Below are 13,852 nucleotides of genomic sequence, written 5' to 3'. Positions count from 1 at the left end.
TGACCAGCGTCGCGCGGTGCGTGCTAAGGCTTGTGGCCGACCGCCTCGGTGTAGAAGGAGCGGTCCACGACCTGGTTCTCGGCCGGTGGGTCGCCCTCGATCACCCCGGCGGCTTCGTACGCCTTCCCCAGGCGGTCCACCGTGCCCGCGCGGATCTCCCAGTCCATACGCAGCGACGGCACGGCGGCCAGCGTGTCCGGCTCGGTCTTGAGCGCTTCGCCGAGCTCGCGGAGGAACGCCTTGTCCTTCTTGTAGTCCCCGGCGAAGTAGGTGTTGACGGTGCGGATGTAGGCGCGCAGGAACGCCACTCCCGCGTCCGGGTCCCCGGTCAGCAGATCGGGTCCGAACAGCAGCCCGCCGAGCGGTTCGCCCCGCGGCTGACCGCCGAGGAAGGCGTAGCCCGCGTCGCCGTCCACCTGGCGCCACACCGGGTCGAGCAGCCATGCCGCGTCCACTCCGCCGTTCTTCAGCGAGGTGAGGACCTCGGCCGGGCCGAGCTGCTGGAAGCGGACGCTGTCCACGTCGGCCCGGTGTGCGGAGAGCACCTTCTCCATCGGGTACATGATCACCGAGCCCTTGCCGATGAGCGTGCCGACGGAGCGGTCCTTGAGGCTGACCTCGTCCGCCGTCTCCCCCGGCCGCAGCCTGGCCCAGAATCCGCTCTTGGATCCGGGCGCGGGGGTGAAGTTGCCGGCCACCCAGCGAATGTCGAACCCCTGCCGGACACCGTTGAGCACGGCGGCCTCCGGCGCCGCGTACTGGACGTCGATATCGCCCTTGGCCAGCAGCGGAAGCGCGTCCGGGGTGGGCAGCAGCTTCACCTCGACATCGAGCTTCTCCTTGCTGAACTCGCCCTTGGCCATGCCGATCCGCAGCGGCGCCAGATATTCGGCGGTGAGCGTGCTGGCCGAAACGACGATCTTCGTCTTCTTCTTCAGCGGCTTCGGCGCGGGCGCACCGGGCACGCAGCGAGCGGGCTTGCGGGTGGCGGAGGTGTCGGAGGGGTCGGTCCAGCCCTTGGCGCAGCCCGCGACGGGGGTGATCGGACGGGGCTCGCCGGGTGTGCCGGAGCGCGCCGAGTCCGAGGTCTGCGCGTCGCAGGCGGCGAGGGAGCCGAGGACGCCCAGCAGGGTCACGCCCGTGATCAGGGCGCGGGCGAGGGAAGGTGTCCGTGCCATGGGTGTCGCCTTCCGGGGGCTGGGGATTCGGAGCCGGGCAGGGGTCAGGACCGGGGACGGCCGCGGTCGCGTGGCGCCCAGGGGGTGATCCTGCGGCCGATGAGCCGCACGAGTTCGGAGAGGACCACGCCGAGCACGGCCACGCAGACGATGCCGACGAACATCACGTCGTTCTGGAACAGCGCCCGCGAGTCGAAGATCAGGTGGCCGAGGCCGTCGTTCGCGGCGATCTGCTCGGAGGCGACGATGACCAGTACCGCCACTCCGGCCGCGACCCGCATGCCGACCAGGACCTGGGGCAGCGAGGCGGGCAGCAGGACATGGCGGAACATCTGCCAGGGACCGGCGCCGAAGACCCGTCCGGCCTCCCGGTAGCCCTCGGCGACGCCCATCACCGCGGCCATCGTGGAGATCCATACGAAGAAGAAGACGGTGGTCGCCACGAGCGCGATCTGGGGGCCCTCGCCGAGGCCGAACATATTGAGGAAGACGGGGAGCAGCGCCAGCTTGGGCACGACGTACAGGGCGTCGAGCAGCGGTTCCAGGGCCGCGCGGACCATCCGCAGCGCGCCCATCAGCAGCCCGAAGAGATAGCCCGCGGCCGTGCCGAGCGCGTACCCGGCGAGCACCCGTTTCAGGGTGGCCCAGACGTCCGGCCACAGCTTGCCGTCGGCGGCGCGCTGCCAGCCGTCCGCCGCGATCGTGGACGGCGCGGGGTAGATACGCGGGTCGATCCAGTGCCGATGCGCGGCGAGTTGCCACAGCAGGATCAGCGCGGCGGGCACGGCGAGGGCGAGCGAGAGCTCGACGCCGCGGCGGCGCCGGTGGGCCCGGACGGGCTCGCGCTCCCCCGGTCCCGGGCGCCGCACCAGCACGGTCTCGGCGGGGCCCGCGGCTGCTTCACCGGGCTGTGCGGTACGGGCCGAGGCGGCCGTGCTCCCGCTCCTCATGAGGGCTTCCCCACCCTGTCCGCCGGGGTGGCGGCACCGGCCCCGGCCCGCTGGACCTCGTCGCGCAACAGCTCCCACAGCTCGGCGTGCAGCGCGGCGAACCGCGGGGCGCGGCGCATCGCCCCGGTGCGCGGGCGCTCGAACGGCGGGCGGCGTTCGGCGATCACCCTGCCGGGCCTGGCCGACATCACCACCACCCGGTCCCCGAGCACGATCGCCTCCTCCAGACTGTGGGTGACGAACAGCGCGGTGGTACGGGTCGCCTGGCACACCGCGAGCAACTCGTCCTGGAGGATGGTGCGCAGCTGGGCGTCGAGCGCGGCGAACGGTTCGTCCAGGAGCAGCACCTCGGGCTCCACCGCGAGCGCGCGGGCGATCGCCACCCGCTGGCGCATCCCGCCCGACAAGGTGGCCGGGTAGGCGTGGGCGAAGTCGGCGAGACCGAGCCGCTCCAGCCAGTCCCCGGCCCGCGCGTCGGCGGCCTTGCGCGGCACGCGCTGCACATCGAGTCCGAAACGGACATTGGCCAGTACGGTCTTCCAGTCGTAGATGCCGTAGTCCTGCGGGATCATCGCGGCCGGATGCCGGCGCCCCGCGCGAATCTCGACCTCGCCACCGCTGGGGCGGACGAGTCCGGCGACGATGCGCAGGAACGTGGACTTGCCACATCCGGACGGGCCGACGATGCAGCAGAACTCCCCGTGCCGGATGTCCAGGTCGAGTGGTCCGAGGGCGTGCACCTGCCGGGTTCCGTGCCCGAAGGTGCGGGTCACCGCGCGGGCACGGACCTTCGGCGCGGCCCCGGGTGTGGTGTGCGGCTCCACCGGCTCCACCCCGTGACTTCTGATCGGTTCGGCGGATGTCGTGCGACAACGGCTGCGCGCACCGTCTCAAGATATGACGGTCCGTCAGATTCAGGCAAGGGTCGCGTCGCGGCGCGACCGCGCGGGCTCGCGGGCTCGCGGGCTCGCGGGCTCGCGGGCTCGCGGTGGATGAGCTCAGAGCAGCGACCGCGCGGGCCTCAGGACATGCGGCGGGTGGGCACAGGGCAGCGACCGTGCGAGGCGCTCAGGTCAGGCCCCGGCACAGCAGCGCGTCCGGCCTCCCGGAGCTGCCCACCCGCGTGGTGAAGGCGATACCGGCGGCGTACTCACCGTCCGCGCACTGGCCCTTGTAGGCGCCGTTGGCGAAGTCGCCACCGGCAGCGTCGGCGGGCCGGTTGTCGGACCGGTCGAACCACACGGTGCGTCCCGTGGTGCCCAGCGGGGTGCGGGCCGGGGCGCACAGAGCGGCGGACACCCGGGCGCCGCGGCGGCTGTAGCCGATGAGGAACTGGTCCGAGGGGCACTGGAACTTGGTGTACCCCGAGGCCCAGTCGCCACCGGCGGGCACATACCGCTCGTCCGTGACGACCGTATGGGCGGTGCCGGGGGCGCGGGGGTCGTCGGCGCCCGCGTCTGTGCACAGTCCGCGCCCCGCGGTGTGGCTGAGACCGATCAGCCGCAGCCCGTCGGGGCACACGGCCTTGTAGGCGCCCGCATCCCAGTCGCCCCGGCCCCGCTCGATCAGGGATTGCACATGGTCGCCGTGGTCGGTGACGAGCATGCGCCAGACGGGTACGGGGTCGACGGGCCCGGTGCGCTCGGGCGCGGTCATCAGCCGGTTCCAGGCGGTGCCGCGCCAGTCGGCCTGGTCCAGGATTCCGGATCGGCGGCCCGCGGAGTCGTAGCGCAGCAGCGACCAGCCGTCGTGGCCTTCCCAGCCCACGAGTGGCCAGTAGGCGAAGTCGGCGTCGTGGTCGGCGAAGTAGTCGGTGATATTGGTGAACCAGGTGCGCGGGGCGGTGCCCGTCTCGCCCGATCCGATGCCGAACTCGCTGATCCACACGGGTGCGGTGTAGTGCCGCTCGCTGTCCTCGGCGACGAAGAACGCCTGCTCGGTGAGGACCCGGTGGAGCTCCTCGCGGCTGAGGTCCTGGTACCGGGGGTCGTGTGTTTCGCCCACGCCGGTGGCGCCGCTGTGGCGCGGGCCGGTGTATCCGTAGAAGTGGGCGGAGTAGACCAGCTTGTGGGAGTTCACCAGCGTGTGCGAGAGGGTGCGCGCGGGCGCCAGAGTGGGGCGCTCATGGGGCAGTCCGTCGACCGGCAGCCCGGTCCAGTTGATGCCCTCGATGACGATGAGGAGGTCGGGGTCGCCCTCGGTGAGGATACGGTCGGCGGCGCTCTGCGCGGCGGCGTACCAGTCGTGCTGATCGCCGAGCCCCCAGTTGGGATCGTCCAGGATGTCGCGGCGCACCTCGTTGTAGAGGTCGGCGCCCACCACACCTGGCTCGTCGGCGTAGCGGCGGGCCATGAAGACCCAGTCGTCGATCCACCGCTGGGTGGACTGGCCGCTGTTCCACCGCTCGTTGCCGTCGATGCCACAGCACCACCGGGTGGTGTTGGTGTGGTTGTTCAGGATGACGGCGAAGCCGTCCCGGCCGAGCGCGGACACCACCGCGTCGAAGATCTCCAGCGGTGTCTTTCCGCGCAGTTGGGCGTTGGCGGCCACGGCGCCGTCCGGGACGGGCGTCGTGGCGTGGATCATCTCGTTGGAGAACGGCAGCCGGATGCTGTTGACGCCGAGCCGGTGGAAGTCGGCGAGCAGCGTCGGCAGCGGGACTCGGTCCAGCCCGAGGGGTATGCCGAAGGAGTTCTGCCCGCCGTGGTGGTTGGCGGGATCGTCCACGCTGCCGCTCCCGGTCCACGACCCCTGCGCACCATCCCAGTTGGCCGACTTCAGCCGGAAGCGGTCGCCCTTGGCGTCGACGATGTACCGGCCACGGGTCGACAGCGGCGGCTGCCACGTATCGGCCGCCGGGGTGGTGGCGGGGGCGGCCGGGGACGTGGCGGAGGCCGTCCGCGCGGAGGGCTGTTGCGACGCGGTGGCGACCGGCCCCGGCGCCGTGGCCAGCAGCGCGAGGATCGACACGAGTCCGGTCAGATACCTGATTGATCTCCTGGTCGGCATGCGGCCTCCCCCTGGGTGAGCGATGGTGCCCGAACGCGGCTCCGGCGGACCCGGCGCGCCCGAGCACCATAGTGACCGCCGCTCACATCACCGTCCAGACGGCGGGCGGTCAGCCAGGCCGCTCGACCACCAGCCGCGCGCCCCGCGTTTCGGCGGATGAGGGTCCGGTCTCCAGCAGGAACCCTCCGGGTTCGACGGCGAGGCCGAGGTCACGGGTGACCGAGGCGAGGGTTTCGGCGTCGATCTCGAACACGGCGTCGGCCTCCTCCCCCGGTCCCAGGGCGAGGCGGACGAAGCCGCGGAGCTCGCGGATGCGGGGCCACGAGGAGCCGCCCGAGAGCCGCCGTACGTAGAGCTGGACCGTCTCGCGCACCGGCCGCTCCCCGGTGTTGCGCACGGTGACCCGGCAGGTCAGGGCGGGGTCGTCCGGGGTCACCCGGGTGCGGGAGAGCCGCGGTGACGCGTAGCCGACCGTGGTGTACGACAGTCCGTGGCCGAAGGGGTACCGGGCGGTGGCCGGCTGGTCCACATAGCCCCGGTAGCCGTGGTCCTTGGCGTTGTAGAACACCGGAAGCTGGGCGGCCGACCGGGGGATCGACACCGGCAGCCGCCCCTCGGGCTCGGCCGCGCCGAACAGCACATCGGCGACGGCCCGTCCGCCCCACGGACCCGGATACCACGCGCTCAGCACCGCCCCGGCCGTGCCGGAGAGGTCGGGCAGGGCGTGTGGCCGGCCCTGGACAAGGACCACGACGACCGGCACACCGGTGGCCGCCACCGCGTCCAGCAGCGTCAACTGCCCATCGGGCAGGCGTGGATCGGCCAGGTCGACACCTTCGCCACAGGTCATACCGGTGGGTTCGGCGGACGTCACGATGGCCGCGCCATTGGTGTCGAAGGTGGTGTCGCCCGACCGTGCGCTGGACCCGCCCAGGACGAGTACCGCGATGTCCGCCGCTGCCGCCAGCTCGGCGGCCCCGGGGACACCGGAGAGGTCGCCGCCGACCAGATCGCACCCCGGCGCGTGGGTGACCTCGGTGCCCGGCCGGGCGGCCGAGCGGATGCCGTCCAGGACCGTGGTGTGGTGGGAGCCGGGGCGCTGCGGCGCGGTGTAGTCGCCGATCTGCTGGGCGATGGAGTCGGCGTTCGGGCCGAGTACGGCGATCCGGCGGATCGACGGTGGCAGCGGGAGGACATCTCCGTCGTGGGCGAGCAGCGTGATGGACGCGCGGGCGATGCGTTCGCTCAGCTCGCGCGGGTCGGAGGGCCGGTCCACGGCAGGCGCGTAGGGCCGTTCGAAGAGCCCCAGGCGGAACTTCAGCGCCAGCACTCTGGCCACGGCGGTGTCCAGGGTCCCCTCCGCGACCAGCCCCCGCTCCACCGCCTCGGCCAGCCGGGGAAAGCAGTCGTCCCAGAGGCTGAGGTCGCATCCGGCGTTCAGGGCCAGGGCGCCCGCGGCCACCGGGTCGCCGGTGAGCCGGACCAGCCGGTCGACGGCGCCGCCGTCCGCCATCACGATGCCGTCGAACTCCAGCCGCTCCCTGAGGAGTTCGGTCAGCAGCGGCTCGCTGGCCACACACGGCAGACCGTCGAATTCGTTGTACGCCGCCATCACCCCGGCGGCACCGGCCCGCACCCCGGCCCGTGCCGCGGCCAGATGGATCTCGTGCAGCTCGCGGGCGCCCAGTTCGGTGGCCGCGCTGTTGCGCCCGCCGACGGTGGCCCCCTGTCCGGCGAAGTGCTTGAGCACGACGGCCACATCGGCGGTGCGCGCGCCCCGCACCAGCGCCTCGGTGAGCCGGGCCGCCAGGTACGGGTCCTCGCCGAAGCACTCCTCGGCGCGGCCCCAGCGCGGATCGCGCACCAGGTCGAGCGCGGAGACGAGTGCCACATGGCCGCCCCGCGCCCGTACCTCCGCGCCGACCGCGGCCGCCGCGGCCTCGTAGAGCCCCGGGTCCCAGGTGGCGCCGACGGCGAGGTTGACCGGCAACACGGTTCCGTCCAGGGCCTGGTGGCCGTGCGGAACCTCCTCCACGAGCAGCACCGGGATGCCCAGCCGGGAGTTCTCCATGACATGCCGCTGCACCGCGTCGGCGACCCGCGCCCCGTCCGCCGCCGTGATGCCGTCGGCGAAGCCGACACCGGACCACGGGTCGGCCCGCTGGAGCCCGTACAGCGCCCCCATCCCGCCGTACGCGGCGACCTCGGAGCGGAAGGCGTCGGTGAGCCGGTGGCCGCCGCCGTCGCGCTCATAGGCGTGCCAGCCGTACATGCGCTGGTTGACCTGGCCGACCTTCTCGGTGAGCGTCATGCGCCCCAGCAGGTCGCGGACCCGCTCCGCCACCGGCGCGGTGGGGTCGCGGTAGCGGGGGCCGGTCACCTCAGCTCCAGGACACGCACGCCGTACGGGTCGAGCGACACGTCGGTGACCGGTGTGCCGGTGGCGAGGTCGTGCAGGGTGCCGTCGGCGGCCGGGCGGACACGGAGCTCGTCGGGGCTCTGGCTGACCAGCCATACGAAGCGCCGCCCGTCCTGGTGGACGAGGAGGTCCGCGCCGATGTGCGGGCTGTCGACCGTCACCGGGCGGTGGACCCCGGCCACATCGGCGAGCGCCGCGTACAGCCGGTGGGTCTCCTCGGGGTTGGCGCGCGCGGTGCGGGCGGCCATGTGCTCCAGGGGATAGGTGGCCAGGACGGTGCGGCCCTGCCCGGTGTCGCGCACCAGCAGGGCGGGCCGCCCGTGGGCGTCGACGGCCACCACCCGGGCGTCACGCGGCACGACCGGCAGATAGGCCCGGCTGTCCTCGTTGCCCGCGACGGGGAAGCGCAGCGAGGTCCCGGCCGTCAGCCCGCCGAAGTCCTCGGTGAACGTCATCTCCAGGACGTCGTCCTCGATGGGCTCGGCGACACCGTAGGAGAGCTGGAGTTCGACGCCGAACAGCCCGTCCAGGTCGTCGAACCACGGGCCGCGGGTCGCGGGGTGCTCACCGGAGCAGAACGAGAGGTAGACGGTGGCGCCCTCGTGGGCGCGGCGTTCCAGCTCACGCCGGGTGCGCGTGGTGAGCTGGCGGGTGGCCGGGAGCAGATAGAGGGCCGCCTCGCCGGGCAGTCCGTCGGCCTCCCGGGTGAAGCCCACCGGCAGGTCGGCGGCGCGGGTGGCGACATAGCTCTGGTGCAGCGAGGTGAAGATCAGCGGCCGGTCGGCGGGCCTGCTGTACGGGTAACCGCGCTCCAGGAAGGCGGGCACCACCAGGGCCGCGTCCGCGTCGGCGCGTCGGCAGTGTGCGAAGTCCACGGCCTTCAACACCTCGGCGAACGCGGCGAGTTCGAGCAGCGGGGCCTTGGGGGCGCCGGTGCTGTCGGTGATGCCGAAGTGCATCTCGAAGGGGTGGTGGTCGTACGGCGGGCGGTCCCACAGATCGTCGTAGTCGGTGTTGTTCCAGGCGATCCAGCCGGTGGCCCCGCCGAGCAGGGAGTTGTGCAGGGTCTGCCGGTAGTGGACCGCCGCGTTGCGGTCGGACACGGTGTCCGTGGAGAGGCCGAACTCCTCCAGGACGACGGGCTGTTCGGTGACCGACGCCAGTTCGCATTCGAAGGCGGCGCGCAGATGCTGACGGGGCCGGTCGGTGTCCGAGCGGTACACATGCGGGCCCACGAAGTCCACGTACTCGGCGGTCTCGCGCAGCGAGAAACCGTTGTCGCGGCCGGTGACCTCGATGCCCCACGCGCCGTCGCCGAGGGAGACGGGCTGGGTGCCGCCGGCCGCCCGTACCGCGTTGCACATGGCCTGCGCCCAGGCCGTCACCACATCGGAGCTGGGCGGATCCACCTGGTAGATCCGGCCGTAGCCGGGCATCTCATTGGTGATGAGCCAGCCCGTGACCGCCGGGTGGTCCTTGAAGCGGCGGGTCATCTGGGACACGAACCACGCCTGGCGGCCGACCATCCACACGTCCTCGTAGAGGTCGCGGCCACCGCGCCAGACGGGGTCCCAGTTCTCGCCCGACATATGTCCGACGATGAAGGTGGGCACGGTCCCCATGCCCGTCTCGCGGTGGGCATCGAGGAAGTCGCGGAAGTGTTCGCACAGCCTCTCGTCGATGGTGTGGGGCTGCGGGTGGAAGTCGGGCCAGTAGAAGAACGACCGGGTCATCGTGAGGCCGTGCTCGCGCAGCACCCGCAGTTCCGCGCGGACCGTCGTCGGGTCGTAGTCGCGCCACATCAGGGGCCCGCCGGTGCGGGACCAGAAGTTGGCGCCGAGCCAGGGCAGGACGGCGGGGTGGTGGGTGAGCTGGGCGCTGTGGCGTCGCATGGTCCTTCTCGGATGTCGGTGGTACGGGGTGGGGGGTGCCCGGAACGGGTCCGGGGTTCATGCGGTCGGGGGTCAGCCGGGGGCGGGTCCGGTGGACTCGCGGACGACCAGCCGCGGCCGGTCGTCGAGCACCGTCTCCTCGACGTCCTCGCCGCAGCGTGCGAGGAGCAGCCGGGCGGCGGCCGCGCCGACCCGCTGCACCTGCTGGTCGACGGTGGTCAGCCGGGGGTACAGCCAGCGGCCGAGCGGCAGGTTGTCGTAGCCGACGACCGACAGGTCCTCGGGGACGCGCAGCCCACCGCGCCGGGCCGCGCCGATGCCGCACATGGCCATGGAGTCGTTGGCGTAGACGATGGCCGTGGTGCGGTCGTCGGCGTCCAGCAGGGCCTCGGTGGCGGCGACGGCGGACACTTCGGTGAAGTCGGTGTGCAGCACCGCGTAGGGCCGCAGGCCCGCTTGCCGGAGGGCCGTCTCGAAGACACCGCCGCGCAGCCGGGTGTGCTGGAGGTCGGCGGGGCCCGCCACATAGGCGATGCGCCGGTGTCCGAGCCCGATCAGATGGTGCACGACCTCCTCGACGGCGGCGCCCTGGTGGCGGAGGCCGATGCGCGGCACGGAGGCGGCGCGGTCGGGGGGACCGAGCAGCACCGCGGGCAGTCCGAGGCGGGCCAGCAGGGCGGGGCGCGGATCGTCGGCGCGGGCGTCGGTCAGCACGGCTCCGTCGACCCGGCCTTCGGCCGCGAGCCGCTTGTAGAGGGCGTTCTCCTCGTGTGCGCCGGCGACCAGGTGCAGCAGCAGACCGTAGCCACGGGGCGCCAGTTCGCCCTCGATACCGGTGATCAGCTCGCTGAAGTGCGGGTCCGCGCCGAGTACATCGGTGGGGCGCCTGACGACGAGGGCGAGGGTGCGGGTACGGGCGGAGCGCAGGGCGGCGGCGGACGCGCTCGGCGACCAGCCCAGGTCCGTCGCGGTGTCCAGGATGCGCCGTCTGGTCTGCTCCGACAGCCGGCCCTTGTCGTTGAACGCCTGGGACACGGCCGCGGTCGACACTCCGGCGGCGGCCGCCACCTGCTTGATGGTGGGCCGCCGACCCGGCTTCGCCGTGGGCACGCTCACGCCTTCACCGCTCCGTTGACGAGTGCCTCCTGCATGCGCTTCTGGAGCACCGTGTAGACGATCCACACCGGGATGAGGGTCAGTACGGTGCCGGCGGTCAGGACACCGTAGTCGGTGCCGGTGATCGCCTTCAGGGTGGGCAGGGCCACCTGTACGGTGCGCTGTTCGGGGTCGGGGCCGATGATGACCAGCGAGTAGAGGTACTCGTTCCAGAAGGTGAGGAAGTTCAGGAGGAGCACGGTCGCGATACCGGGCAGGCACATCGGTATGTAGATGTGCCGCAGCACCGCGTAGGTGGACGCCCCGTCCATCCGGGCGGCCTCCTCCATCTCCCTGGGGATGGTCCGCATGAACTGCACCAGGATCACCACCGACAGCGGCATCGCCGTGGCGGGCAGGAGGAAGACCATGAACAGCCGGGTGTGGAACAGCCCGGTGGCGGCGGCGAGCAGGAACGTGGGGAAGAGCGCCGCGAACGTCGGGATCAGGAAGCCGAGCGAGAAGATCTTCTCCATCGCCGAGGCGAGCCGTCCCGTCGAGCGGGCGAGCGCGAACGCCGCGGGCAGCGCCAGCAACAGGGTCAGCACCAGGGCGAGGACCGTCACCAGCGCCGAGTTGGCGACGGCCGTCCCCAGGTCGGCGCTGTCGTAGGCGGTGCGGAAGTTGCCGAAGCCGAACGACGACGGCAGCGCGAAGGGGTGGGCGAAGATCTCCTCGTTGCTCTTGAACGCGGAGGCGAGGAAGTAGTAGAGCGGCACGATCAGCAGCACCGCGTAGGTCCACACCAGCAGGTGTGCGGGCAGCCAGCGTTTGCCGAGTTTCATGGTGAGCCGCCTTCGATCAGTAGTTCTGGCGGAACGCGCGGCGGATGGTGAGCAGCCCGACGAGCCCGGCCAGGAAGAGGATGACGCCGACGGTCTGGCTGTAGCCCAGGTCGGCCGCGATGAACGCCTTCTGGTAGACGAGGAAGGACAGCGTCGTCGAGGAGCTGCCGGGACCGCCCTGGGTGAGCAGCAGCACATGCTGCGCCGAGCCGAAGAGCGTCCACAGGAATTGGAGCATGGTGACGACGCCGACGTAGTCGCGGATCACGGGGAAGTGGATGCGCCACATGGTCCGCCAGTGCCCGGCCCCGTCCAGCTGCGCCGCCTCGCCGAGGTCGTCGGGCACGCTGTCGAGGCGGGCGGCGAACAGGACGGCGGTGAAGCCGATGCCACTCCATACGTCCAGGGCGATGAGGCAGGCCAGAGCGGTCGACGGCGAGGCGAGCCAGGCGTCGGTGAGCGAGCCGAGCCCCACCGACTGGAGCGCGCCGTTGGCCAGCCCGTCCGGCGACAGCGCCGCGTAGAACACCATCGCCTTGGCGGGGGTGGAGATCAGGCCGGGGATGAACAGCAGATAGCGGATGATCCGGTGTCCTGGCGGCTTCTGCGCCACGTAGTAGCCCAGCATGTAGGCGCATACGATCATGATCGGCAGCGCCACCGCCAGCTGGACGGCGGTATTGCGCACCGCGTCCCAGAAGATGGGGTCGTCCAGGACCGTGCGGAGGTTGCCCAGACCGGCGAAGGACACCGGCTGGAGCATGCCGGGCCAGTGCAGGGCGGCGATCACGAAGATGGCGATCACCGGGCCGATCATGAAGATCGCGTACCAGACCAGCGCCGGGACGGCGAGGATCGTGCCGCCCTGCCGGGGTATCCGGGAACGGCCTGTGGCGGAGGGCGGAGCGGGCTGGCGGATCGCGGCCCCGCCCGGGGTCGACGTCAACGTCGTCATGAGGTGGCTCCCGTGGAGTCGGGCTCGGGAAATGAGCGAACGGGCGGGCGGTTCACGCGGAGCGGTACGCGGCTTCGAGCACGGCGCGGACCTTCGCGGCGCCGGTGCCGCGGGTGAAGGAGGTGCTGGTCGCGGTGATCAGCGGCTGGGCCGCGGCGGGCGGGACGTACACATCGGGCAGCAGCGCCTGGCCGACCTTCGAGCCCAGTTGCTGCGCGGCGGCCACGAGCGGGAAATCCGTGCTGACGACGTCGGAGCGCAGCGCCATATCGCGGCCGCTCTCCTTGATGAACCGGGCGACGGTGTCGGGCCGGTACATGAAGCGCAGGAACTTCTCGACGGCGTCGATCTTCTTGGTGCCGTTGGGGCTGATCCAGAACCCGATCAGGGTGTAGGTGCGCAGGATGGTGGGCTTGTCGTGCACGGCGCCTTCGGTCAGGGGCCAGCCGCCGACCTCGGTGTGCCGGGCCACTGTGGGCGGCACCTTGGCGAGCGCCGACGACATGGCCGACTCGATCGCCGCCGCCCCCGTGTTGAACTGCGTGAACATCGTGTCCGCGATGAGGCCCTGCGCCTTGTCGGCGAAGACGCCCGCGTCGCGCAGCGTCACGAAGTACTCGATGCCCTCCCGGGCGCCCCTGCTGCCGAAGTCCCCCGTGGTGTAGGCGTGCTTGGCCTCGTCCTCGGTGAGAAACGTCTGGATGATCTGGGCGAGCAGCTTCTGCCCGGTCCAGTCGTTGCCACCGACGGTCACGGGCGCGATCCCCTTGGCGCGCAGCTTGCGCGCGGCGGCGATCAGCTCATCGCCCGTGGCGGGTATCGCGTCGACACCCGCCCGGTCCAGCAGGGCCCGGTTGAAGGCGATCGGCCAGTTGGTGGCGAAGTAGGGGAAGGCCCGCACCCGGCCCTTGGCGTCGGTCCACTCGGCCAGCGCCTGCGGGAGCACACGTGTCCGCAGCCCCCAGTCGTCCAGATAGCCCTTGACGTCGACCGTGGCGCCGACGTCCGTCCACGCCAGCGTCTTGTCGTAGAGGTTGACCATGACGACGTCCGGCTCCTTGCGGGCCAGCCGCGAGGTCTCGTAGACCTGCGCGAGGTCGTCGCCGTTGATGAGGTTCTTGACCTTCAGTCCCGGATTCTCCTTGCGGAACCGGTCGAGGGCCGCGAGGTAGGTGGGCGATCCCGGGGCGGTGGTGCCCAGCTGGCTGTGGACCACGAGCGTATCGGGATCGGAGTCCGCTCCGGTCAGGGCGGAGCAGCCGGACAGGCCGGGCAGGACGGTCGCGGCGGCGAGGCCGGAACCGGCGGCGAGGAAGCCGCGCCGAGTCAGCGGTGAGTGCACTGCGGGGTCTCCAACCAGGCGGTTAACGAGTGGTTAATCGATCTACCTCGAGGGTGTGAGGAATGTAGGAGCCACTTCGCCTCCGGTCAAGCCCTCGCCGGAAGCGAAAAACACCGCACGCGCACAACCCCACCCGTTCCGGAGAACGGATGGGGTGCGAACTGTCC

Annotated in this window: 10 protein-coding genes; all 10 read right to left on the bottom strand. The window is 71.8% G+C overall.

What is annotated here, in order from left to right; genetic code table 11:
* Nucleotides 1-23: 23 nt before the first annotated feature.
* Nucleotides 24-1,178: an ABC transporter substrate-binding protein gene (locus NQU54_RS15595; RefSeq protein ID WP_257631577.1), complete on the bottom strand. Its 1,155-nt coding sequence runs from the start codon at nt 1,176-1,178 to the stop codon at nt 24-26.
* A 44-nt stretch (nt 1,179-1,222) separates the two neighbouring features.
* On the bottom strand, nt 1,223-2,128 hold the full coding sequence (locus NQU54_RS15590) for an ABC transporter permease (protein WP_257631576.1): 906 nt from the start codon (nt 2,126-2,128) through the stop codon (nt 1,223-1,225).
* Nucleotides 2,125-2,952 (bottom strand): ABC transporter ATP-binding protein, encoded by an 828-nt coding sequence (locus NQU54_RS15585; RefSeq protein WP_257631607.1) that lies wholly within the window; start codon nt 2,950-2,952, stop codon nt 2,125-2,127. Before NQU54_RS15585 ends, NQU54_RS15590 begins: the two co-directional genes overlap by 4 nt.
* A gap of 244 nt (nt 2,953-3,196) precedes the next feature.
* Nucleotides 3,197-5,137, bottom strand: coding sequence for a glycoside hydrolase family 5 protein (locus NQU54_RS15580; protein ID WP_257631575.1), 1,941 nt, complete (start codon nt 5,135-5,137; stop codon nt 3,197-3,199).
* Between the two features lie 109 nt (nt 5,138-5,246).
* On the bottom strand, nt 5,247-7,517 hold the full coding sequence (locus tag NQU54_RS15575; RefSeq protein ID WP_257631574.1) for a glycoside hydrolase family 3 N-terminal domain-containing protein: 2,271 nt from the start codon (nt 7,515-7,517) through the stop codon (nt 5,247-5,249).
* Nucleotides 7,514-9,448, bottom strand: a complete 1,935-nt coding sequence (locus NQU54_RS15570; protein ID WP_257631573.1) for a glycoside hydrolase 5 family protein — start codon at nt 9,446-9,448, stop codon at nt 7,514-7,516. Before NQU54_RS15570 ends, NQU54_RS15575 begins: the two co-directional genes overlap by 4 nt.
* Nucleotides 9,449-9,520: 72 nt before the next feature.
* Nucleotides 9,521-10,564, bottom strand: a complete 1,044-nt coding sequence (locus NQU54_RS15565; RefSeq protein WP_257631572.1) for a LacI family DNA-binding transcriptional regulator — start codon at nt 10,562-10,564, stop codon at nt 9,521-9,523.
* Complete coding sequence (locus NQU54_RS15560) at nt 10,561-11,388, bottom strand: carbohydrate ABC transporter permease (RefSeq protein WP_069867456.1); 828 nt, start codon at nt 11,386-11,388, stop codon at nt 10,561-10,563. Before NQU54_RS15560 ends, NQU54_RS15565 begins: the two co-directional genes overlap by 4 nt.
* A gap of 16 nt (nt 11,389-11,404) precedes the next feature.
* Nucleotides 11,405-12,343: a carbohydrate ABC transporter permease gene (locus NQU54_RS15555; RefSeq protein ID WP_079259729.1), complete on the bottom strand. Its 939-nt coding sequence runs from the start codon at nt 12,341-12,343 to the stop codon at nt 11,405-11,407.
* 52 nt (nt 12,344-12,395) lie between these two features.
* Nucleotides 12,396-13,685 carry an ABC transporter substrate-binding protein gene (locus NQU54_RS15550; protein ID WP_257631571.1) on the bottom strand — a complete coding sequence of 430 codons (1,290 nt, stop codon included), beginning with the start codon at nt 13,683-13,685 and terminating at the stop codon, nt 12,396-12,398.
* Nucleotides 13,686-13,852: the final 167 nt, after the last annotated feature.

Source organism: Streptomyces malaysiensis subsp. samsunensis, assembly GCF_024519315.1.
Classification (GTDB): domain Bacteria; phylum Actinomycetota; class Actinomycetes; order Streptomycetales; family Streptomycetaceae; genus Streptomyces; species Streptomyces malaysiensis.
Note: the sequence above shows the minus strand (reverse complement) of the source record. Positions and strands in the feature narration are given on the sequence as shown.